At 45.3% G+C, this 24,123-nt stretch carries 18 protein-coding genes; 11 read left to right on the forward strand and 7 right to left on the reverse strand.

Annotation, left to right across the window (positions count from 1 at the left end; genetic code table 11):
- The first annotated feature begins 2 nt into the window (after positions 1-2).
- Positions 3-917: a 1-aminocyclopropane-1-carboxylate deaminase/D-cysteine desulfhydrase gene (locus FHS57_RS08275; RefSeq protein ID WP_183972432.1), complete on the forward strand. Its 915-nt coding sequence runs from the start codon at positions 3-5 to the stop codon at positions 915-917.
- 54 nt (positions 918-971) lie between these two features.
- Here the strand turns inward: FHS57_RS08275 and FHS57_RS08280 are convergent, their stop codons facing one another.
- Both FHS57_RS08280 and FHS57_RS08285 read right to left on the reverse strand, forming a co-directional pair.
- Positions 972-1,511 carry a DUF6580 family putative transport protein gene (locus FHS57_RS08280; RefSeq protein WP_183972434.1) on the reverse strand — a complete coding sequence of 180 codons (540 nt, stop codon included), beginning with the start codon at positions 1,509-1,511 and terminating at the stop codon, positions 972-974.
- A gap of 212 nt (positions 1,512-1,723) precedes the next feature.
- A complete protein-coding gene (locus tag FHS57_RS08285; protein WP_229601288.1) occupies positions 1,724-2,635 on the reverse strand; it encodes an MBL fold metallo-hydrolase in 912 nt (303 codons plus the stop codon).
- Positions 2,636-2,876: 241 nt separating this feature from the next.
- On the opposite strand from FHS57_RS08285, the gene FHS57_RS08290 reads away from it, so the two are divergent.
- From FHS57_RS08290 to FHS57_RS08315, 6 genes are all read left to right on the forward strand, one after another.
- On the forward strand, positions 2,877-4,106 hold the full coding sequence (locus tag FHS57_RS08290) for a GDSL-type esterase/lipase family protein (protein ID WP_183972436.1): 1,230 nt from the start codon (positions 2,877-2,879) through the stop codon (positions 4,104-4,106).
- Positions 4,107-4,362: 256 nt separating this feature from the next.
- Positions 4,363-7,851 carry a PVC-type heme-binding CxxCH protein gene (locus FHS57_RS08295; protein ID WP_183972438.1) on the forward strand — a complete coding sequence of 1,163 codons (3,489 nt, stop codon included), beginning with the start codon at positions 4,363-4,365 and terminating at the stop codon, positions 7,849-7,851.
- Between the two features lie 222 nt (positions 7,852-8,073).
- The gene (locus FHS57_RS08300) at positions 8,074-8,778 is read left to right on the forward strand and encodes an ABC transporter ATP-binding protein (protein WP_183972440.1); all 705 of its coding nucleotides are present in this window, start codon (positions 8,074-8,076) and stop codon (positions 8,776-8,778) included.
- A 197-nt stretch (positions 8,779-8,975) separates the two neighbouring features.
- Positions 8,976-9,935 (forward strand): HlyD family secretion protein, encoded by a 960-nt coding sequence (locus FHS57_RS08305; protein ID WP_310586981.1) that lies wholly within the window; start codon positions 8,976-8,978, stop codon positions 9,933-9,935.
- A gap of 12 nt (positions 9,936-9,947) precedes the next feature.
- Complete coding sequence (locus tag FHS57_RS08310; protein WP_183972442.1) at positions 9,948-11,066, forward strand: ABC transporter permease; 1,119 nt, start codon at positions 9,948-9,950, stop codon at positions 11,064-11,066.
- 5 nt (positions 11,067-11,071) lie between these two features.
- The gene (locus FHS57_RS08315) at positions 11,072-12,379 is read left to right on the forward strand and encodes a TolC family protein (RefSeq protein ID WP_183972444.1); all 1,308 of its coding nucleotides are present in this window, start codon (positions 11,072-11,074) and stop codon (positions 12,377-12,379) included.
- Positions 12,380-12,397: 18 nt separating this feature from the next.
- Here the strand turns inward: FHS57_RS08315 and FHS57_RS08320 are convergent, their stop codons facing one another.
- The gene (locus FHS57_RS08320) at positions 12,398-13,378 is read right to left on the reverse strand and encodes a phosphotransferase (RefSeq protein ID WP_183972446.1); all 981 of its coding nucleotides are present in this window, start codon (positions 13,376-13,378) and stop codon (positions 12,398-12,400) included.
- A 226-nt stretch (positions 13,379-13,604) separates the two neighbouring features.
- Between FHS57_RS08320 and FHS57_RS08325 the strand changes: the two genes are divergently transcribed.
- From FHS57_RS08325 to FHS57_RS08335, 3 genes are all read left to right on the forward strand, one after another.
- The gene (locus tag FHS57_RS08325; RefSeq protein WP_183972448.1) at positions 13,605-15,728 is read left to right on the forward strand and encodes a Tex family protein; all 2,124 of its coding nucleotides are present in this window, start codon (positions 13,605-13,607) and stop codon (positions 15,726-15,728) included.
- A gap of 254 nt (positions 15,729-15,982) precedes the next feature.
- Positions 15,983-16,489, forward strand: coding sequence for an Xre family toxin-antitoxin system antitoxin (locus tag FHS57_RS08330; protein WP_183972450.1), 507 nt, complete (start codon positions 15,983-15,985; stop codon positions 16,487-16,489).
- Between the two features lies 1 nt (position 16,490).
- Positions 16,491-16,949, forward strand: a complete 459-nt coding sequence (locus tag FHS57_RS08335) for an RES family NAD+ phosphorylase (protein WP_183972452.1) — start codon at positions 16,491-16,493, stop codon at positions 16,947-16,949.
- A 49-nt stretch (positions 16,950-16,998) separates the two neighbouring features.
- On the opposite strand, the gene FHS57_RS08340 is transcribed toward FHS57_RS08335, so the two are convergent.
- Positions 16,999-17,589 (reverse strand): DinB family protein, encoded by a 591-nt coding sequence (locus FHS57_RS08340; RefSeq protein WP_183972454.1) that lies wholly within the window; start codon positions 17,587-17,589, stop codon positions 16,999-17,001.
- Positions 17,590-17,662: 73 nt separating this feature from the next.
- Positions 17,663-18,256, reverse strand: a complete 594-nt coding sequence (locus FHS57_RS08345; protein ID WP_183972456.1) for a Crp/Fnr family transcriptional regulator — start codon at positions 18,254-18,256, stop codon at positions 17,663-17,665.
- Between the two features lie 75 nt (positions 18,257-18,331).
- Between FHS57_RS08345 and FHS57_RS08350 the strand changes: the two genes are divergently transcribed.
- The gene (locus tag FHS57_RS08350; RefSeq protein WP_183972458.1) at positions 18,332-20,359 is read left to right on the forward strand and encodes an alpha-amylase family protein; all 2,028 of its coding nucleotides are present in this window, start codon (positions 18,332-18,334) and stop codon (positions 20,357-20,359) included.
- A gap of 107 nt (positions 20,360-20,466) precedes the next feature.
- Here FHS57_RS08350 and wecB read toward each other — a convergent pair whose 3' ends face one another.
- Both wecB and FHS57_RS08360 read right to left on the reverse strand, forming a co-directional pair.
- Positions 20,467-21,570, reverse strand: a complete 1,104-nt coding sequence (gene wecB, locus FHS57_RS08355) for a non-hydrolyzing UDP-N-acetylglucosamine 2-epimerase (protein WP_183972460.1) — start codon at positions 21,568-21,570, stop codon at positions 20,467-20,469.
- A 45-nt stretch (positions 21,571-21,615) separates the two neighbouring features.
- Complete coding sequence (locus FHS57_RS08360) at positions 21,616-23,997, reverse strand: penicillin acylase family protein (protein ID WP_183972463.1); 2,382 nt, start codon at positions 23,995-23,997, stop codon at positions 21,616-21,618.
- Between the last annotated feature and the right edge of the window lie 126 nt (positions 23,998-24,123).

The following is a 24,123-nucleotide window of genomic DNA, read 5'->3' on the forward strand; positions in this document are numbered from 1 at the left end:
TTGTGAGTAAAGTCGTCAGATTTTGGGAGAACACCGCCCAAACGCCTATTCAAATCGTTGAAGCCCCTATTTTTATAGAGCTAGGTTTACGCGTTTACATCAAACGTGATGATTTAATTCATGCTTACATTTCGGGAAATAAGTGGCGGAAGCTAAAATATAATTTGATTGAGGCCGAAAAAAATGGCTTTCAAACATTGCTTACGTTTGGTGGTGCATTTTCAAATCACATCGCAGCCGTAGCAGCTGCGGGGAAGGCGCTGGATTTTGACACCATCGGTATCATTCGCGGTGAAGAACTTCGTCCTGACTCAAACCCAACGTTGCAGTTTGCGGCCAAGTGCGGGATGAAACTACATTTTGTAGGCCGAACAGCCTATCGAGATAAAGAAACATTGGCTCACTTTTACGGCAGAGATGCTTTTGTGATTTCCGAAGGCGGCTCAAATCAGTTGGCCGTACCAGGGGTTGCGGAAATGGTAGAAGAAGTGAAAAATCAGCTTGGAGGAAAGATCGATTATTTCTGTACTGCGCTGGGCACGGGTGGAACGGCAGCGGGTATTCTATCTGTCTTTGAGAACGAGGTATTGGTTTTTCCTAGTTTGAAAATTTCGTCAGAAGAGGCTGCGCAGTTGATTTTAACGCATATTCCCCAACCCACAGGACGTCTGAAGGTGATAGAAAAATATCACTTTGGAGGTTATGGAAAAATGAACGACACACTGCTGGATTTTATCCGCGACTTTGAAACGCAGACGGGCATACCACTTGAACAAGTTTACACCGCTAAAATGATGTATGGACTGGTGGAATTAGCGAAAGAAGGTTTTTTTAAATCAGGAACCCAAATGGTAGTTTTGCATACGGGAGGCTTACAAGGAAGAAGTGAACGGTTGCCTCCGATAAAAAGAAAATAGCCCCGAATATCGGGGCTATTTATCTACCTATTAACAGCCATGAAAACAAATATTTTACGCCATAGAAGGCTTGAATGTCAATCGTTGAATACCGTAGTAACTTCCAAAAAGAACAGCATTGTAAAAGAAGTCACCCATGACGGTGTTGAGGAATAAATTTCCCCAAAAGGTTTGTTGGTAAAATGCTAAACCCGCAGTATAGCACGCTACAAGACCCGCCCACGTTTGTGGATACATTGAACCTTGAAACCAAACAAAGAAATTCGTAATTAAAAAGAACGAAATAGAAGCTACCAAACTAGCCACGACAACGCGTCCATAAGTAACTTTTTTCAAAAAGAAAAGACCAAATGCGGAAATGATAACAAAAGAAACGTAAGTGGGGAGAGAAGGTGAGCCAATGAGTACGTCACTCAAAAGCATGGCTACCATCGGAATCATGAAAGCATAAACTTTACGACTAAACTGAGCAGCACCAAACAAGGCAATTGCTCCAATGGGAGTAAAGTTAAATGGATGAGGTAAAATCCGAGAAAGTGTAGCTAAAAAAATCAGCACAGCTACTGTACTAAATCTCGTAAAAACTGAATTCATGACTGAGGTAAAAAGTTCTCTCGATACGTGTTTTTTTTTGTTGGCTCTTAGATTTCTCTGAACTTGGGTGTAAAGATAAAATGATATTTGTGAAAATAGCAAGAAGTGTGTCAAAAAAACACTAAAAAAAATGACAAATAGTGAACTAATACTTAAAAAAGTTTATAAATCCCTAAAATCCATAGATTGTTATGGCGTCTTTTCGGCTGAAATTACAGTTTGAAGGATTGCTGGGTATGCGTTACTTGAAATCCGTCTTTTAGTATCTCTTGGTATTCGGGTGACGTTCGTTGAAGTAGCGGATTGGTATGGTTTAAATGAATAAAATGTACTTTCTTTTTTTGGGATATTGGGAGGTGCTTCAAAAGGGAAATTGTTTCAGTAACAAAAGGGTGGGGAACCTCACTCATGGGACGATTGATTTCGCCATCTTTGTAGAAAGTACCGTCCAAAAGTGCATAGTCAACGTTTTGGACGAGTGTTTCGAGGGATTGGTTCCATTTTTGCCACTTGTCGATGTCGGGTATAAAGACCAGTCGCTTTTGAGGGCCAATTATTTCAAACCCGACCGTTTCTGAAAATTCATCACGGTGAGGCACTCTAAATGCTCTTACTTTTAGGCGGTCATTTAGTTCAATAAGTATATCCTCTTGCAATGGTTGAAGTTTAATATTCTCCAGTTGTACCAATTGGCTCCACGGCCCATTTGATTCCAAGTAAGTTTTCATTCGGGGCATGGCGTAAACGGGTACCGATTTGGCACCCATTACTTCTCGACCGAGATCCATTAGTCCTGTATAATGTCCGATGTGGGCATGGGTCAGAAAAATTCCTGACAAGTCGTTGTTCGCGTTTTGGGAAGTGGTTTTAAGCGCTTCAAGTTGAATTTTGAAATCAGGGGTAGCGTCAAAAATCCAACGTTGTCCCGTATTGGGATCTACCAAGGCGATGCAAGAGACGGCCTCAAACGCCAATTTCTTTTCCCAAACTGCTCTACAACAGGCTTTATTGCAACCTGCTTGAGGATAACCGCCGTCTTGTGCAGTCCCCAATACCACCACGTATGGCTCCTGGGCGTTTGCGGCAATGACAAAAAGGAGTTGGAAGAACCAATATTTCATCATGTGTACTAAGTCGGTTGACCGTTATTTGTTAATTGTAAATGAAGCTAATTGCCAAACAATGTCATAAATAAGGAGAATTTTCTTCATTTTTTGAAAATCTAGGCGACCAAGTAGGTAATTTTTGGCAAAAAGTGACTCTTTATAATAGGTTTGGCTAAACTTCAACCTGCCAACCAACGCACCAACCAATCATCTATCTACAAATTGAGTTTTATTCACTTTCCTCACAAACCCTTTATCCATGTGTAAGCTGTCTAATTCACTTACTTTTTATTGTTTCCTCTTTATTGTTGGTTTTTGTACCCACGTTTTTTCCCAGCCAAAAACGGACCTTACGGCACCCTTCGCTTTTGAGAATGGTGATAGGGTACTTTTTGTTGGAAATTCGTTGATTGAAAACGACGTCCAATTTGGTTATTTGGAACTAGCCCTGACGACCCGCTGGCCCAACCGAAACTTGACTTTCCGAAACATTGGTTGGTCGGGTGACAATGTGTTTGGTGACGCGAGGAGCTACGTAACAACGCCGCCAACGCCCTACGAGCTTTTGATGCAACAAATAACGGAGGCAAAGCCCACGGTGGTTTTTGTCGCTTATGGGGGCATCGAAGCGCAGGAAGGAGAGGAGGGCTTGCCACGTTTTAAACAAGGTCTTAATCAACTCATTGATAAAATTGACCAGTTGGGGGCTAAAACAATTCTGGTTTCGCCCATACCTCTCTTAGTATCACCTTCTGAAAGTGTTTCACAAAAAAACAGTGCGTTAGAGACGTATGGTTCGGTCATTGAGCAAATTGCGAAAGCCCGTAACAAGCGTTTTATCAACGTATTTAAACCCATTTTGGAAGCAAGTAAACAGTCCATGATTACGGAAAACGGTGTTCACCTTAATGCGACGGGCTATTACCATTTGGCTACTTTTTTGGAAAAAGGGCTGGGGTGGATCGCCCGAAACGAAGGTATTACGTTGGACGTATCTAAAAATACGGTGGAGTCGAATGTGCCCACCCAACTGTTAAGTCAAGCAAAAGAATCCACAAGTTTTGTGGTGAAAGAGACGTATTTTCCTCTACCAGCCCCGCAAGAGGATGGCAAAACCATCATGGTTGATAACGGTCGAAAGCTAAGCATCAAAGGACTGAAGAAAGGTTTTTACACACTAACGTCCGAAAATGAAGTGATTGCGGTAGCGTCGGCAAAACAATGGGAAGAGGGCGTTGTTATTCGACAAGGAGCTGCCTTTGTCCAAGCCGAAGAACTGAAAAAGAACATTGTTAAAAAGGAAGAACTCTTTTTTTACCAATACCGCCCCTTGAATCAAACGTACATTTTGGGCTTTCGTTCGTACGAGCAAGGGCGACATAAAAAAGGATTGGAGGAGCAAAATTACCTTATTACGTGGCTAGAAGCTCAAATTGCCACTGCCAACCAACCTAAACCAGTTACTTATCAATTAACCCTTTTGAAGTAGGTATTGGTTATTTGTGATTGGTTATTGGGAAAAATCAGGTTAAAAGCATTTTAAAAAAACAGCCTCGGAGAGGCGAAACATTTTCTAATTATTTCTTTCTACGAAGATTTGGCTCCTCTGGAGCAATAAATAGTCACTTTTTATTTTTAATGCGTTCAACCTGGGAAAAAATAGAAAACCCGAAACCCTAAACAGAAAACCCCAAACAGTACACTCAAAACCCCAACCTGAAAACCCCAAACAGTGAACTTCGATTATGCAACGTACTACAATCAATAAAACTATTTCGTTGTTGCGAAAAACCTTACTTCTGCCCGTTGTTATTTTGACGACGGCTTTGGTAAATCAAGATAAAAACTGGGATGTTCCAAACCCTGATGTTCAAAAAGAACTCGAATCGTTTAAAGTAGCCGATGGTTTTGAAGTGACCCTCTTTGCGGCCGAGCCATTGGTTGCAAAGCCCATTCAGATGAACTGGGATGCAGAAGGGCGTCTCTGGGTGGTAAGTAGCACTGCCTATCCTCACTTAAAAACGGGTGAACAAGCCAACGACAAAGTGTTTGTGTTGGAAGACACCGATGGGGATGGCAAGGCGGATAAGTCAACCATTTTTGCCGAAGGACTTCTTACTCCCACGGGTATTTTGCCAGGAGATGGTGGCGTTTATGTAGCCAACTCGACCGAAATTTTGCACTTTGCCGATACCGATGGAGATGGGAAGGCGGATAAAAGAAGACGTATTTTGAGCGGATTCGGAACTGCCGATACGCACCATTTGATTCACACCTTCCGCTGGGGACCCGAAGGAAGCATGTATTTTAACCAATCCATATATATCTATAGCCACGTAGAAACGCCCTCTGGAATTAAGCGTTTGGAAGGGGGAGGAGTGTGGCAACTGCGCCCTCAACAACTCGACCTCGATATTTATGCCAAAGGGCTTATCAATCCGTGGGGCTTGCAGTTCTCGCGTTGGGGTTCGTCATTCTTGACCGATGGGGCGGGAAATGAGGGAATTAACTACGCCTTTCCTGGCGCTACGTTTGTGACGGCACCTGGTGCTGAACGTATTTTAAGAGGGCTTAACCCAGGCCAACCTAAGCACAGCGGCTTGGATATTATTTCAGGACGACACTTGCCCGAATCGTGGGCGGGTTCGTTGATTACCAATGATTTTCGTGCCAATCGCATCAACCGTTTTAAATTGGAAGAACAAGGTAGCGGGTTTGTTTCTAAACAAGTGGAAGACCTGCTTTGGACCGATAATGTAGCGTTTCGTCCCGTGGATATTTCGGTAGGGCCCGACGGCGCTATTTACGTTGCTGACTGGTATAACCCCATTATCCAGCACGGAGAAGTGGATTTCCATGACCCACGCCGCGACCAAGAACACGGACGGATTTGGCGGATTGTGGCGAAGAATCGTCCGTTGGTAAAGAAACCACAACTGACCAAAGCTTCGGTAAATGAACTCTTGGAGGCGCTTCGCCAGCCCGAAGATTGGACACGGCTTCAAGCCAAACAAGTCCTCAAAAGCCGTGGAGCGAAGGAGGTGATTCCTGCCCTTGAGCAATGGGTGAGTAAATTGGATAAAAAAGACCCCAATTACGAGCATTTGTTGTTGGAGGCGTTGTGGACGTATCAAACGTTGGATACCGTCAATGAGTCGGTTTTGTTGACTCTTCTCAAAGCTGAAAACCACAACGCCCGTGCAGCGGCGATTCGGGCCTTTCAGTTGTGGCATGGTAAAATAAAAGACGAGGCAGGACTATTGGCAAACGCCGTAAAAGACGCCCATCCTCGGGTTCGATTGGAGGCCGTAATTGCCTTGAGAAAGCTAAAATCTGCCGAAGCAGCGCAAACGGCTTTGACCGTATTGGACAACTCAATGGATGAATTTTTGGATTTTGCACTGTGGGAAACCGTACGCGAATTGGAGCCTCAGTGGTTGAGTCGCTTAAAAACAGATTCCAACTTTATGGGTGACTCCAAGAAGACATCTTTTGCCCTAAAATCAGTCAACAACCCAGAAGCGGTAGCCCGCTTGACCCAATTGTATCAGAAAGGACAAGTGCCCGAAGAATATCAAAAGGATGCGTTGTCGGCGATTACAAAATGGGGGAAAGCTGGTGACTTAACTACCTTGTTTGATATGGCGGTTCAAGGTAACGCTGCACGCGACAAACAAACGGCGGCGCGGCTAGGAGCGTTGGCGGAGGCAGCACAGCAACGAAAAATACAACCTACCAATGGATTGGGTAGAATTGTGGATTTTATAAAGAGTGACGAAGAAGCCGTCTCGACCACGGCGATTCGGTTGATTGGGCTGTGGAAAATGGAAGAACTGAGTGAGCAATTGTTGGGGTTGATTCAACAAGGCGAAAAACCCGTCAAAAAGGCAGCATTGGTGGCTTTATCGGCGATGGGCAGCGAAAAATCAAAAAAAATGCTCATCGACTTAACAGGGACTAAAAATTCTCCCGAGCTACGGGTAATGTCAGTGACGCAACTGGTGGGGCTGGATGCCAACGAAGCGGCCAAAATTGGGACAGACTTGATGCGGACTGTTCCCGCTGAAACGGATGTAACTGAGTTGTTTAAAGCGTTTTTTGCGACCAAAACGGCGACAGAGGCTTTGTCAGAAGCCATTAATACGCGAAAAATTCCTGAAAATTTTGCCAAGGCAGGCCGCCAATTGATGGGGCGAAATATTCCTTGGACTCGTCGCCGTGCCGATGATGTGGTCCAACTGGAAAAAGCGCTGGAGGCGTCGGGCGGTACATTGCCCGTCGAAAAAATGCCCCAACAACTCAACGACCGCGAAATAACGGCCTTGGCCAAAACGGTGGTCGAAACGGCTGACCCCGCCTTGGGCGAAAAAGTCTTTAGAAAGACTGAATTGTTGTGCCAAACGTGCCACGCCATTGGCGGAGCTGGAGGACGAATTGGACCCGATTTGAGTAGTTTGGGCACAAGTTCGCCCGTTGAAACCATCATTCGTTCGGTGTTGTATCCTACGCTTTCGATCAAAGAAGGCTATGAATTGCAGCGAATTGTGAAAAAAGATGGCAGTGAAATGATGGCCTATTTGGTGAGCAATGGCAATACTGAAGTAGTGGTGCGGGATGTTGCAGGACAGGAAATATCAATGGCTAAAAATCAAATCTCAACCATCGAAAAAACACCAGGTTCGTTGATGCCAGCGAGCTTGACGGCGGGGCTTGACAAGAAAGAATTTGTGGATTTGATTGGGTTTTTATCAAAAATGGGTGGGCAATACCGCGTTCCTACTTCCCGCTTTGTTCGCCGTTGGAATACTGCCATGGGAAGCAAAGAGCTGACCCGAAAAGTAACAGAAGAAGGAGGTTTGTTTGTGGCAAAGGACAAAGGAAAGGTCATAAACATGCCGATTTACAGTAAAGTATCGGGCAATTTGCCGCTCGATGAACTACCAGTGGTGGAAGGCGGTGCTGGAAAGCGTTTTAGTTTTGTCCGTTTCAATTTGGAAGTAGTCAACAAAGGAAACGTTGAATTAGCGCTGAACTCAGTCACGGGAGTATCGGCTTGGGTGGATGCCAAACCGATGAAAATGTCGTCAACGGGTATCTCGGGTGAATTGGCCAAAGGCATTCATTCGTTCACAATTGCCATCGACAGAAACGCCTTTAAAGAAAATAGTATTTCTGTACAAGTGTTGGATGACCAAAACGGAGCCGCCCAGCTTCGTTTGATGATGGATATGTAAACCAAGTAGTTTCAACTGCTTGCTGGAGACTTCCTACTAAGGCTATGTTGGCCGAAGTGGGAAGTCTTTTTATTTGACCTAATTCACGATTGCCTTCACCGTTTTTTGAAGATTAAATTTTAATTTTTTTCTAACAAAATTCAAACCTTCTCAGTTGTATGAAAAATACGATGTTGTTGTAGTATTTTATATAAATTACAATATCGTACTTTTTTAGAAAACATGAATCAGAAAAAGCTCATCGCCGAACTCAAAGGTGCGGGAAAAGAATACAAAACGGGTGATCAAACAATTGTAGCCCTTCAAGCGAGTGATTTTCAGCTGCATGAAGGAGAGCTTACCTTGATTATTGGCCCTTCTGGTTCGGGTAAAACCACCTTGCTTTCTCTGTTGGGGTGTGTCATTTATCCAAGCTACGGCGATTTGTGGGTGGATGGGCAGCATATTAATTCCTTGAACGCCACCAAATTAGCCCGTCTTCGGTTGGAAACCATTGGTTTTGTCTTCCAAAGCTTCAATCTTTTAGCACCACTTACAGCCGAAGAAAACGTTGAGCTACCGCTAAAATTACTCGGTTTGGACAGCAGCGAACGAAAAAAACGAGTTCAAAAAGCCCTTGAAACGGTAGGAATGATAGAACGCCGTAAAAATTTACCCAAAGCGTTATCTGGTGGCCAACAACAGCGCATTGCCATTGCTCGGGCTTTGGTAACAAACCCTAAAATGATTTTGTGTGATGAACCTACGGCATCGCTCGACAAAGATTCGTTGGGGGTAGTGATGAAAGAATTACAGACGCTGGCTCGTCAAGGGAAGTCGGTTGCTGTTGTCACCCACGACCCGCGCTTGCAACAGTACGCCGATCGTGCTGTTGAGGTGAAAAATGGACAAGTGATTCCCATTGAATTAACGAACGTTAAGGGCTGATAAACAGTTAATCGTTATTTGTTAACCGTTAAGTAGTTGGCAAAAATTAAAAAAACACCTGTTGTTATTACAAATGTTGCGCCTCTACCGAGGCTACTTTGAATTACTCTAAAACTTTTGTTTTATTACTTAATTAGTATGATTAACAGTTACTTACTGCTATTTTGAATCCGCTTTAATCTTAACAACTTACACACGTGGAAATAAAGAAAGTCAAAAAAGAATGGTTGTTGCTTTTTTGCCTCCCACTTTGGTGGGGATGTGGTAAAAAATCGGACTCGGAAGAAAAAGTAGCCAAGGTCGATTCGGTGGCACTTCCTTCGACCAAAGACCAGATTTTGGGGGTGGCGAGAATTGAGCCAGAAGATGGACTTATGAGTCTAACGGCAGGTACAACAGGCCGCGTTCTGGAGGTGCTTATCGACGAAAACGATTCGGTCACAAAAGGACAACCTCTGTTGCGCGTGGAAGTAGCCGTGGAAAACGCCCAACTTCGCCAGTCACAAAGCAAGATTGCAACGCTCCAAGCCACCTTGGCTGCCAACCAAGCCACCCTTGAGGGATTGCGGGTCAGTTTGGCCAATGCCCAAGAAAACTACACCCGTAACGTGGATTTGTTCAAAGGCAACGCCCAAACCAAACAAGCCGTGGATGATAGCAAAGCGACGGTAGATAAGTTACTGAAAGATAGTGAGACGGCCGAGGCCAACGTTCGGCAAGCCCAAAGTCGCATTGGGGAATCGAAGGCTGATTTAAACTATTACCAAACGGTTTTAGAAAAGAAAAAAGTGTTGGCGCTGCTTTCTGGAAAAATCCTGAAAGTGTTGGTCAAAGTTGGTGAATACGTCAATAACGACTCCCAAATCGCCGATTTTGCGCCGTCAGGGCCGTTGTATGCCAAAACCGAAGTGGATGAACTCTACGCCGAACGGGTTCAAGTAGGGCAGAAAGCCTACATTTTATCCCAAACCACGGGCGACACCTTGGCGCAGGGAAAGGTGAGCTACGCCGCTGCGTATCTGAAACAAAAATCGCTGTTTAAAGATCAAGCGACCGAACAAGAAGACCGCCGCGTTCGGGACGTGTCCATTCGATTGGAGGCGGGAAAAATGCCGTTGATTGGCAGCCGAGTTGATTGTCTCATTCTTCTCCAATAAACCTGACCTACCATGCTCAAAGAGGCGTTTAAGTTCATGTGGTACGACAAAGCCAAAATGTTTGGGATTTTGTTTGGTATCATTCTCTCGGTGTTTCTGATTGGACAACAACTGGGTATTTGTTTTGCCTTGTTGGGCGGCACTATTTCTTTGGCCGAAAACAACAAGCAATACATTTGGGTTGTGAGCGATAAAAGTCAGCAAGTCAGTGATTTGCCGCTGTTGGATATGCGTGTCTCGCGGGAGCTAATGAGTGTGGCGGGCGTGAAGCGCGTCAATACGATGGTGGTGGCCGCAGGCAGCGCCAAGTTTAAGGATGGTACCAAAACGCCCATTACGCTCATTGGTACTCAATCGCCGCGCCACGCGGGTGGGCCGTGGAATTTTGTCAAAGGAAATTTGGAAGATTTACAGCAAGAAGGTGCTCTCATTACGGACGAATACGACCCCATTTCTTCCAAAAAAATCAAAATTGGCGACCATTTTGAGTTCAACGGTTCCCGCGTTTTTTTGAGTGGAAACACCCGAAGTGCTAAAGGGTTAGGCGTGGCCTATGGCTTTACAACGGTTGAACGTGCCCGTAAGTTGTGCCGAATATCTACCAACCAAGCATCGGCGTTTTTGGTGGAAGCCGAGGCAGGTTTTACGCACCAACAAGTCGTCAACAACATCAACAAAGAGATTTTGGGGGTGAAAGCCCGCGACGGCGAAGCGTTTACCCAAGAAAGTCTCAAATACTTTGCGCTCAATAGTGGCATTGTCGCTTCCTTCGGTTTGTTGGTCGTTTTTGCCATCATCACAGGCTTTGCCATTGTGGGTCTAACGATGTTTTCGGCCGTCAACGACCGATTGAAAGATTACGGCACGCTCAAAGCCATTGGAGGAACCAACGGAATCATCCGCCAACTGATTTTATGGCAAGCCGTTATTTATTCGACAGTCGGTTTTGTCATAGCCTACGTCTTGCTGCGGGGCTTTGTCAATGTCACCAAAACCAGCCTTAACATCAAAATTACGCCGTATCTCATCCTTTTTCTCATTGGCGTAACCCTGTTCATCGCCGTGTTGGGGAGTTTGTTTGCCATGCGTAAAATCACGAAAATGGAACCCGCCCAAGTATTTAGAACCTAATTGTTATGAAGAAAATCGCGTTTTTTTTATTAGGAATTGGGCTGTTGCCTATGGCTGTAAATGCTCAAAAACTGTCGCTTGATGACGCCTTAAAAATGGCCATTGATAATCGCCTCGAACTGAAAAACCAACAACTTCAACTGCGAATTGTGGAAGGAGAAGAGGCTAAACTTCGGGCAAAATGGCTTCCGCAAGTCAACGCCTCGGCAGATATGCGTTGGAATACCCAACTTCAAACCTCGGTTTTTAAAAATGCCCCTTTTGCCAACGGCCAAGACGTCAAATTGGTGTTAGGTGTTCCGTTTAACAATAATGTGGGACTTTCGGCCGAGCAAAAAGTCTATGATGCGGCTAGCAAGTATGACCGATTGATAAACTCTGAAACGGTGGAAGGCCAAAAAATTACGCTTGAAAAACAAAAAATAGACATAAAACAGGCCGTTATGGAAGCTTATTACGCCGTTTTGTTCAATCAAGAAAGAATTGCGCTGGCCGAAAAAGCGGTTGTTCGGGCGCAAGCGTATTGGGAGTCGGGGAAAACGAAGTGGGAAAAAGGGACGATTCTGAAAAACGATTTTGAGCGCCTGCAATTGGATGTTAACAACGCTCAAACGGCGCTGACGAAGGCAAAACAAGATTTAAAAGTGAATCAGGCGTACCTGTTGTACCAAATTGGTTTAAAACAAACCTCGGTAGAGCTAACCGAAACCTTGGAAAAAGTGTTGGCCACTTCGGAAAATACAACCCCAGAAACGGCGCTTGATACTCGCCCTGAGCTAAAGCAAGAGCAATCGGCGTTGCGGGTGAATGAATTACTTCAGCAAAAGCAAAAATCACGGCTGGCACCGTTGGTAAGTGCTTACGGAAACTACACCGCACTCCAGCTTAATGACAAATTTAATCCGTTTTCGTCGGGAACGTGGTTTCCGTTCAATTACGTAGGTTTGAAGCTAAACATTCCCCTGTATGACGGTAAACAAACGGCCCTTTTGCGCAACGAATATGCGTTGAAAACGCAAGTAAATCGCAATACAATTGATAAAATAAAAGGAGATTTTGAATACGAAATTACCAACACAACGACAGTTCTGACCCAAGAAAAGGCCAATGTGCTGGACACGAAGAAAAACGTAGCGTTAGCGCAACAAATTTTAGAAACCGACCGCTTTCGCTACGAAAAAGGAACGTTGTTGTTGGCCGATTTGAAAAATACCGAATACAGCCTTCAGAACGCCGAAACCAATTATTTGAACAGTGTGTATCAATTTTTGATTGCCCATGTGCGCTATAAAAAAGCTGCGGGGACGCTCTAACGTCCCCGTTTCGGGTGCCTATTTCATAATCATTTCATAGGCCGTTTCGAGCAGTTCTTCTTTGTCGAGCAGACTCAATGAGAGGGGTAATTGGGCCAAACCGAGCAAACGCCGCATGATTTCGACGCCCGTAAATTGATCAACCAACTGTGGATTTTTTACCGCACCGTAGGCTTGATACACTTTACGAATGGTGTCTTCGTCTTGTTTGGCCAACATCAGATGGGCCGTGAGTACACCCAAATCAAATTCAGGACAGCCATAAAAACAAAACTCGGGGTCAATCACTTTCAGACCAGAATCGGTTTTTAGCCAACTGCCTGGGTAAAAATCGCCGTGCAGCAAGCTGTGCCCGTCCGACAAATACACCTGACCCAGTTCTTCCACTTTCTTTTTCAAATACGGGTCAACTTTATAGGCCATCGAAATCATCTGAAATCCGTCATGGAGCGAATCGAGGTCAAACCCGTTGTTTTCCACGAAGGGAAACTTAAAAATATGTTCATGGTTAAGTACCCGCATGGCACGGTTGGCAAACGTCCCGTCGAGGGTTTCTTTCCAGGTTAGTTGGTGCAACATGGCCAAAAAATGCGCCAATGCTTCGGCTTCAACCATCGACAGCTTTTGCTGAGGTTGGTACAAAAACGTATAATCGCTCGACGTCCCTAAGTCCTCCAACGTAAGAATACAGGCACTTTCATCTACCCCAATCAGGGCAGGCATGAAGGTTTGGATGGAAGCAAATTCTTGGATTTTCTCGTAAAAATGAGCCTCAATCACCGCACGCTCGCAAGGAGCCGAAATTTGGGGGTATTTCTCAACGTAAGGCCGCGCTTGTTTGATAATAAGCGTACGGTCGTGCGTCCGAACCCGAAGCGTATAATTCATGTTACCTTCGCCAGGGATTTCAAGGCTAAAAATAGGTTCGTTCTCTTTGAGCCATCCTTTTGCCTGTAGGTATTCTTGCAATGCTTGTGCTTTCGTGATGTCGAGGTGCATAAAGTTGTGATTTGAATTTTCGAAGGTACGACTAAAACAATTGTGCCAGCGTTTTAGGTTTAGATAGAAAAAATAGTTTGCACCAATCCGCTTCTGTTTGCTTATTTGCGGGCTGGTTCGGTGCAGCGACAGCACTGCAACGGAAACGCTGGACCTTTTTTTCTAAATTATAATTTTGGAAAGAGCGACGAAGCGATAAAGATTTTTAAAAGTATAAATAACGTAAATGACCGCATCTCAATTCATTGCGCCCATCGTGGGCACTAGCGAACGCCAAACCCAAAATACCATTCAACTCCTCGACGAAGGAGCTACGGTGCCTTTCATTGCTCGTTATCGGAAAGAAATGACAGGGCAACTTGATGAGGTTCAAATCCTTGCCATTAAAGAACAATACCAAAAGTTTCAGGAAGTAGAAAAACGCCGTGAGGCTATCCTGAAAAGTATTGAAGAACAGGGTAAATTGACTCCTGAACTCCGTAAATTGCTCGAAAATACGTATCACCTACAATCGTTGGAAGATATTTATTTGCCTTACAAACCCAAGCGCAAAACGCGGGCGACGATGGCCATTGAGAAAGGCTTGGAGCCGCTTGCACAGGTGATTTTTTCGGGCAAAGAAGGTAATCCTGAGCGATTGGCCGAGAAATACCTCAACGACCAAGTAGCATCGGTCAATGATGCGCTTCAAGGGGCGCGTGACATTATGGCGGAGTGGATTTCGGAAACGACCGAAGCCCGTAACAAAATGCGTTTTGCCTTTGAGCGTACCGCCATCATTACCTCTAAAGTCAAAAAAGGAAAACAGGAAGAAGGAGCCAAGTACCGCGATTATTTTGATTTCAGCGAACCACTCAACAAAATTCCTTCGCACCGTTTGTTGGCCATTCGACGGGGCGAGGAAGAAGGTTTCTTAAACATTGACATTTCTCCCGATGAAGAACAAGCCATCGAATACCTCGACCGCTTGTTTGTCAAAGGCTTACCTGCGTGCAAGGACCAACAAGAACAAACCGTATCGGATGCGTACAAGCGTTTGTTGAAACCAAGTATCGAAACGGAATTTTCTAATTTGTCAAAAGAAAAAGCCGACAAATATGCCATCCAAATTTTTACCGAAAACCTGCGCCAGTTGCTCTTGGCGTCGCCTTTGGGACAAAAACGGGTATTGGCCATTGACCCAGGTTTCCGCACGGGCTGTAAAGTAGTTTGCTTAGATTCTCAGGGGAATTTGCTGGCCGATACGGTTATTTATCCGTTTGATAAACGTTTGGAAGCCGAAGCAACGATTCTAAATTTGGTCAAAAAACACCAGATTCAGGCGGTTGCCATCGGAAACGGAACCGCTGGGCGCGAAACGGAAGATTTTATAAAAAGTGGCCCACTCGGCCCGAATAGTGGCATCAGCGGTGTGGCTATTTACATGGTTTCGGAGCAAGGTGCGTCGATTTATTCGGCCTCGGAAGTGGCCCGCGATGAGTTTCCCGACAAGGACGTGACGGTCCGCGGTGCGGTGTCGATTGGGCGTCGTTTGATGGACCCGTTGGCAGAATTGGTGAAGATTGACCCTAAATCCATTGGGGTAGGGCAATACCAACACGATGTCGAACAAAATATGCTGAAAGGTGCGTTGGATGCCGTGGTTGAAAGTTGCGTAAACTCCGTGGGGGTCAACCTCAATACCGCCAGCAAACACCTTCTTCAGTATGTGTCGGGATTGGGACCCGCTTTGGCCAAAAACATTGTGGCTTACCGTGCCCAAAATGGGGATTTTAAGTCGCGCCAACAGTTGCTGAAAGTTCCCCGCTTGGGAGGCAAGGCATTTGAGCAAGCCGCAGGTTTTCTACGGATTGAAAATGCAGACAACCCGCTCGATAACAGCGCTGTTCACCCCGAAAGTTACCCTGTGGTAGAGAAAATGGCGAAAGATTTGGGAACGAATGTGGCGGAATTGATGCGAAAACCTGAGTTGCGTCGCCAAATTAACCCTCAAAAATACGTAAGTGCCTCTACTGGCTTGTTGACATTGCAAGACATTGTGAAAGAACTCGAAAAACCCTCGCGTGACCCTCGGGAAACCATTGTGGCTTTTGAGTTTGACAGCCGCGTTCGCAAACCTGAAGATTTGCACGAAGGAATGGTGTTGCCAGGCATCGTGACCAACATCACCGCATTTGGTGCATTTGTCGATATTGGGGTAAAGCAAGACGGCTTAGTGCACGTTTCACAAATGGCCAATCGTTTTATCAAAGACCCGAACGAAGTAGTAAAACTCCAACAGCACGTGACGGTAAAAGTGACGGAGGTCGATTTGTCACGCAAGCGAATTGCGTTGACGATGAAGTTGTAAGATTGAAAATTGCTCACACAAAGACAGCAAGGCGCGAAGTATTGATTTAATACCTCTGCGCCTTGCTGTCTTTGTGTGATGTGTAATAGTAAGCAAACTTTTGTAGTCAGTTGCGTACCTACGGCACGCCGAAATGACCAAATAAACATCATCGCTACAAATAGGTAGTGCCTACAGGCACATTTCTTGAAATGTTTGCGTTATTTTAAGGAAAAATGTCTTAATTTTGAAGACAAATGTCTCAATATACAGATATGGCAACAACAATCAATTCAACCATTGAAGGAAGACTGGATAGAGAAATATCGTCTTTTTTGAAGCAATCTCGTTTGGAAGACTACCACATCGAGTTAAATAAGGCCGTGACGTACGAAGACTTTTTGTCGAATAAAATGCTTATAATCGTTGCGATTAGAACGGGGATTCCTTATTCACTTTTTGGGTTAATTCAAGCTTATACTCCGTTTACGGAAAATGACTGGGCTAATTTTCTTGACATTTCTACAAAATCATTACAACGGTATAAAACAACGGCTGAACACCATTTCAAACCTATTCATTCTGAAAAAATCATTGAGATGGCAGAGGTGACCAAAGTAGGATTAGATGTGTTTGGAAGTATGGAGAAACTGCGACTTTGGCTAACTACGCCCAACTATGCACTAGGTAGTTTAAAACCTATTGAACTACTGAAAGATTCGTATGGGAAAGAACTGGTTATTAGCGAACTAACTCGTATTAACTACGGAATACTTGTATAAAATGGAAGTGTTTCGTCTTTCAAGGGAAAAGTTTGCGACTCCACTTTCTGGTAAAGGTGCTGCTCTCAAGGGAGCACGATGGAATTCAATTGGGGTTGAATTGATTTATACGGCGCAAAATAGATCATTGGCTATGGCGGAAGTGGCGGTGCATTTTACTTTAGCGACGCTGCCTGATGATTATGTGATGTTAACTATCAAGATTCCTGATGAGTTTTTGATGAAAGAAATAGCTGAAGAAGAGCTGCCTTCTGACTGGCAAGAATTTCCTCATCCTATTTCTACACAAAAATTTGGAGATAACTTTGTGGTGGAAAATAACTATTGCCTTTTGCGTGTTCCATCAGTAGTGACACAAGGTGATTACAATATTTTGATTAATCCCAACCACAAAGATTTTTATAAAATAGAGATTACAAAGGTTGAAAAATTCCCTTTTGATAAAAGAATATTTAAGTGACCTGTTGGGAACATAGCAGTTCCTTCTCTCTATTTATGCGCCTAAAAGGTTAACGTTGTTTAGAGACTGAGGGCGTTGGTAATGCCCCTTGAGGCAGATTGCGAAACGCCTGTTGCAAATGGCGCTCATCGTGAGCAATCATAAACTGAAAAACATCGCCTAGTTTGAGTCGAATCAGCCGAGTGATGGAAATCGGAATTTGAATGTTGTTGAGGTTGACCGACTTGGCTTGTTTTACGTACGACAACAACTCTTCTTGCTGTTGAATAAACCGCGCGACAGTAGCGTAGGCGTCCAAATTGGGCGCAGGAATGTGCCCTTTGGATGCTTTATATTTTTTCTTCCCCGTTTCAGGTTCCATCATTTTGATAAAATAAGCCCCCAACCACGAACTTTGAAAATGCGTGGAAGGTGACGATTTTTGGGCTTTTTCTAGTCCTGATTTTATTTGTGGTAAATAATAATCACCGTAGGTATTGAGGTGTTCGAGGCACTGCGCAATGCTCCAGCCACCGTTAGAAGCAGGTTGTAGAAGTACTTTTTCGGGTAAATTTTGCAGTGAATGAATTGCTTCTTCCAAGTGTCGTTCAATGCGGTTTTCGAGTTGCTCAATAAGTTCGTAATGCTGAATCGTAGCCATCGTTGTTGTTGGTTGTATGTCCGCAAAAGTCGGGGGATACCGCCAAATAAATCTTGGCAAATACCAAGATTTTCTAGATTTTCATTCGATTGATAAATTTGCTAAAATTGGTCGCGTCTATTCCCAAATAATTGGCCAAATACTTGTGAGGAACAAGCTGTAAAATGTGCGGACTGCGCCGCAATAGTTGCTTAAAACGGTCTTCGGCGCTGAACGTTTGAAGCTCGACGAGCCGCTCAAGCACTCCTGAGAGAGCACTTGTTACGCCTAAACGAATCAAGGTAGCCACATCAGGTCGGGTGTCAATCAATGGTTGTAAATCGGTGATGGAAGCCCGCAAAAAAACGGAAGGAGTGAGGGTTTCGTAATAATACCTAGAAGACGAGGCGAGCATCAGGGCGTCCAAAACACCACCAAACGAAGGCGCATAGGTAAAAACCAAGGTTGCTTCGCGGCTTTGGTCGTCAAAGTAATAGACCCGCTGTACGCCTTCCAACACAAAATATAAATAACGTTCCCGCTCATTTGCCACGGTCAAGATTTCTTTTCGTTTGGCAGAAAAAGGCCGCCAAATGCCACTGAAAGCTTCCCAGCTATCATTTGTCAACGGGGATGTCGCATCAATAACGGTTTTGAGGGTGGCAAGGCCAGGGGATAAATCAGGCATACGATTGTTTAATTTTTCCAACACAAGATATGACCTTTTCTTAAAAAATAGTACCTTGCTGACCTACAAAGACCTATGATGAACAGTTTGACTTCTACTACTTCGCTGACGCGTGATGCGTACGTGCAAGATTGGCGTACTACTTATCACCGTTCATTAACAAGCTACGAACGAAAAAAATCCTCGTTTGTGTCAGGCTTGTTGCCCGATTTGCCTACGAAATTTGATGCGTTTCAACTGCTCGATATTTTGCAGAAACGCCTAGGCACTGAGCTGCTTAGCCGCGCACTGCAACCCACGGAAACTATCGTTTCGCCACGGGCCAATGAGCCAGATAGCCAATGGCTAAAAACGTCCAACATGGTGGGCGTAAACGTTCGAACGATTGAAAGCTTCTGGAACGTGGTAGGATATGCGCTTACCCTGCCGTCTTTCCACGATTCTATTCACTTGCTTCCTATTTGGGAACCTGGGGTGGTAGGAAGCCTGTACGGAAAAGTAAGCTGGAATATCAACGCGGAGTTTTTTAGCTGGCAGCTTCAACGTGCCGTGCCGTGGTTGGATACGGTCGAGAAACAACTCAAAGTGGTGGTAAATTTGCTACACGCCATGGGCAAAACGGTTGGGTTGGATGTGATACCGCACACCGACCGTTTTTCGGAAATTGTCTTGACGCATCCTCGCCTGTTTGAGTGGGTGCAGCGAGATGGCGGTCGGCTTGTCAACCATTCAGAAAACGTGTGGGAGCAAGTAGAAGAGGTTATTTGGCAACATTTGCATCACCACGGAACCGCCGATGGTTCGTGGTTAAACTTTGGGAAAGAAGTACTTTTTGACCCAACCATCCCTTTTTTACACGACAAAAAAAGACAAGAAATACTGTTTGGTTTTGACCAACAACAACGCCTACACCGCCGCCTTGTCTTGATGCAAGACTTGGTCGGTCGTGGGTTTGAAACTTTACCCATGACGATGGCGCCGCCTTACCGTGGGTTACACATTAACCCTGAGGAGTTTGTGCTCGACGAACGCGGTACACCTTGGTACCAATACGAGTTTGACCATCCACAGGACATGTCGCGGGTATTTGGGCCGTTGACGCGCTACCGTTTTTATCATTCTAAAAACGACAATCAGCAATGGGAACTTGATTTTCAGAATCCACACATGGCGGCGTGGGCGTATTTTACGCGCAAATACCACGAATGTCAGCAGGAGTATAATTTTGATTTTATGCGGGGGGACATGGCGCACGTCCAAATGCGGGCGGAGGGCGTTCCTGCCCAGCCCGATCATTTTTATGACCCGTTGCGGGCGGTAAAAGAATATGTGCAAAAACACGGCGCCCAACATTTTGCTTTTTATGCCGAAACGTTTATCGCACCGCCTGATACAATGGGCTATGGCGACGAATTTGACCACTTGGAGGCGATTCGTGCCGATGCAACTTTGGGCGATTTACAGTCGTCGGTAGTAGGGAAGGCTACGTTTATGGAGCGTTTTAGCCTGTATGATCAATTGCTTCGTTCGCGGGCTTTTGCCCCTAGTTTTACCATGATTACGGCCGACAAAGACGATCCTCGTTTTGATGAATTTTACCGTGCGGGCAACATCGTTCGGTACTTTACAGGGCTGTTTTTGACAGATATGCCGAGTTATTATAGTTTGGGCTTTGAAGTAAGAAACTTGCACCAACAACGCGGTAAAAACGAAGAATATACCAAGCTCTACGTCTTTCAAATCCACGACGATGCCGAGACCGACAAAGTAACCCACGGGCCGTTTGAGTGGGGTGAAAATATGGAGCAGTTTACCAAAATGCTGGAGTTGCGTCTTTTTGCGGAAACAATATGGCCGCAGATTGATGCAAAAACTGTAAAATGGTTACTCACCCCCGATGCGACGGCCACAAACAAGCTAATTGCTTGGACATTGGCGGAAGATGATTCTTACGTTTTTGTCGCAAATTTGGATGCGGTACAAAAAGTAGCCTTGGATGAGTTGCCGCTTGAAGGATATGAATTGGTCTTTGCCACCGAGCCTCCAACGGAAGCCTCAACCATCACTGCGAGCAGTGGCCAAGTGTATCGGAAAATAAACTAAGGTACGAAATTAGGCCAGTTAAATATGTGTCCGTGTGCTATTATCGACGATTTTAGCACACGGATGGTTAAAGCAGTGTTTTACAGATAACGGTTAACAGATAACGGCTAACGAATAACAGATAACGGACTCAGAATATCCGCTATCCGTTCGGCGGCGTTACCGTCCCAAAGGGGAGGAATGATTCCTTGTTTGGTTCGCCCTTCCAAAATTTCAACTACTTTTTCGTGAACCGTCTGGGGATTTAAGTCGGCGAGCAACTGATTGGTACCTAGTTCAACCGTAACGGGGCGTTCGGTACTGTCCCGAAACGTCAGGCATGGCACTTGTAAATACGTTGTTTCTTCCTGAATTCCGCCCGAATCGGTAACGACCAATGCCGAGTTCTCCATCAAGTGAAGAAATTCCAAATAGCCCTGCGGCTCGGTAAGCAACATGCCTTCGATGCTGGCAAGTTGGTCACTCAACCCAAATTTTTCGATGTTAGAACGGGTTCTTGGGTGAATCGGGAAAATGACTTTTTTGTATTTAACGGTATCGGCTACAATTTGCAGAATACTCGAAAGTCCTTCGGCCGTATCGACGTTGGCGGGGCGGTGCATGGTCATTAGCACGTATTCGCCCTTCGTAACCCCAAAATCAGCCAAAACCCTAAGTTGTTGGGCTTTTTGGCGGTAATGCACCAACGAGTCAATCATGCAATTTCCCACCATAAATACTTTTTCGTCGGGAACTCCCTCGCGTTTTAGGTTGTCGATGCCTGCTTGTTCGGTCACAAAAAGTAAGTCTGAAATGCTATCCGTCAAAATCCGATTGATTTCTTCGGGCATTCGGCGGTCGCCACTACGCAAACCCGCTTCAACGTGCGCAATCGGCACGTGCATTTTACTGGCAACGAGCGCACAAGCAATGGTAGAAGTAACGTCCCCAACCACGAGCACCAAATCGGGCTGCTCTGCTTCCATTACTTTTTCAAACTCCAACATAATTTTGGCGGTTTGTTGGGCGTGTGTTCCGCCGCCAATACCCAAAAAATAATGAGGTTGAGGAAGTTCGAGTTGATTAAAAAATACATCCGACATTTTAGCGTCGTAATGCTGACCAGTATGGACAATTTTAGACTCAATTTCGCTTCGTTTTTGAAAGGCTCGGTGCAATGGTGCCACCTTCATAAAATTGGGGCGTGCCCCCACGATATTCACTATTTTCATTCTACAGTAAGATTCGGTCTGACTTTGGGGTAAAAGTACGTATTTCTACTGAGCCTTAAACGTCCACGTTCGGTCAGCAATGGTTTTGATTTTATCTTTGGTAAAATAAACGGGGAAAAAACCGTCTTTGGCCCAAAGCTCAAACAAATCGCGGTAATGCGGGTCGTCGGGGTTGCCCGATTGGCCTGGGTTGTTTATTCCCAAGGTTTTATCCCAGTCTTCGGTATCCACCAATATCCGAAAAGAAGCGCCATGTTCCTGATTTAATTGGCCTCCTGTATTGCCCACCGTTTCGCCATAGCCGCCGCGTGGGAGTGGGCCAAGGTTGATTTTTGCCCGTTGTTCTTCACTGACCAACTCACTCAGCGCGTGTTTGAGGGCGATGTGTTTGTTTTTGGGTTGGCCATATTGCCACTGATTTTGATCATTACCAAGTCTTTTTTGGAGCGTTTCAATCGCTTTTTGGAACGATTTACTTAAAAACTCATCCCTGCCTGCCACGGGGTTTTGACCAAATGCCGACGTTGGCGTCACCAACCAATCCACGATTCGTTTCATGGGCAAGGTTTTGTAATACGTTCGAATGTTTTCGGGCACCATCAACGTGTGCATGGCTAGTTTTAGCTGCGTTTCCCATTCGGCATAAATAGCGGCGGCGATGGAGGTGGAGGTAAGTTGATAATCCCATTGCGTCAGCCGTTGTTTGGCTTGTTCGGCTTCTTTCGAACCATAGGTTGGATTTTTGAGGAGAAGCGGCACGAGTGTACGGGCCGAAACAGAAAGATAATCGGTTTGTAAGGTGGCAAAATCCTGAAGGTTCATCCGCTTGCCCGCATTGAGCACTTCTTCAATGCGGTGCGCACGGACGGGGTTTGCCCACGTCCAACCAACGGCATTTCGGTACGGAAAATCAACGGGCGTTAAGTTGTTGTTGGCCGTAACGACGTACCCCTCCGAAGGGTTGATTTTATGTGGAAGTTGCACAATCGGCAAATAACCCGCCCATTCGTAGCGGCCATCCCCAGCAACGGGCACTAAGCCTGTCCAATTTTTGCGAATGGGAGAAATCCCAACGGCTTGCCAACCAATGTTGCCTTTTTGGTCGGCATAAATCATGTTTTCCCCAGGAATCCGACTGAAAGTACAGGCCGTACGAAACTCTTCCCACGTTTTGGCTTGGTTCATGCGCAAACTGGCCAAATAAGGCGCACAACCTTCTTCGCGCCAACCTGCCCTTACGGCATATAATTTGTGGTTTTTGGTATCTTCAAACGTCACGGGGCCGTGGCGGGTGTATTTCAACGCAACTACCACGGGCGACTGGTTGGCTACTTTAATGGTATCTTGAATTACCTTCAAGGCTTCCCACTTCCCTTGGTATTTGTATTGATTGGGGGTTTGCGGATTGGTTTCATAGACGTACAAATCCTCGTTGTCGGTTTCAAAAATGGTGAGCCCCCAAGCGGCGTGGTCGTTGTGGCCAATGGAAACCCCTGGAAGCGAAGGTTCACCCGCGCCAATCACGTTCCAACCTGGAGCGTTGAGGTGAATCCAGTACCGAAGTCCTGGCACCGATTGCGCGCGGTGCGGGTCGTTGGCGAGCATGGGGTAGCCACTTTGAGCGTGTTTTCCGTCAATTATCCAGTTGTTAGAACCTACTTGGAGCTTTTCTTCTTCGTACCAAGCGTCAAAATCGAAGGCTTGCCCCGTGCGTTTGTCTTCTTTCGTAAATTTTAAGGGCGACCGAAATGCCTCATATATATCCAAAATAGGTTGAAACAATTCTTCCCCTTTGATGACTTTATCAAGACTCAAATCGGGCTCCTGCGCGTTTCGGACGGGATGAAACCACTGCAATTCTCGGAGCTTTTCGGCGCCTGCCAAATGCACAATTCGGGCGTTGTTCAATTCGTCTTTGACGTTACTCAGTAAGCCTTGGTGCCGACTGATTACAACTTCGGGCGTCCAAAAATCAGGAAGCGTATTCAATACTTTAAATTCAAAGGAAAGTTTTTCGGGATGCTGTCGCATTTCGCCCACATAGGCATTAATTCCTTCCACAAATGCCTTGATAATCTGCGCACTACGGGGGTGATAGTGGTTTAGCTCGGTTGTTAGATTACCGCGAAACTTAAACAAACGCGTGCCAATGTCTCGTTTTAGCTCTTTTTCTCCTAGCAGTTCGGCCACCGTACCCGTAGCTTGTCGTCGCCAAATTTCAAGCTGAAATAGACGGTCGGAGGCCGCTACGTAGCCTTGTGCCATAAATAAATCATGCTCATTTTGGGCATAAATGTGCGAAATTCCCCAGCGGTCACGAATGACTTCGACGGGTTGTTTAAACCCTTTGACGGACAGTTCTTGGGCAGAAAGGGAGCAAACTAGCCCCAAAGTAAGGCAAAACGAGAGCAGTTTGAAGCGTTTCACGAGGGTAGATTAGGTTGGGAGAGGTTACGTTTGAAAATGAAATTTAACAATAAAATAACATACTACAAGTAGTCTTTTTTTACTATTCAGCTGTATGTAGTTTGGGGATTGCTGGCAAAAATTTAA

The organism is Runella defluvii (assembly GCF_014195535.1).
Classification (GTDB): domain Bacteria; phylum Bacteroidota; class Bacteroidia; order Cytophagales; family Spirosomataceae; genus Runella; species Runella defluvii.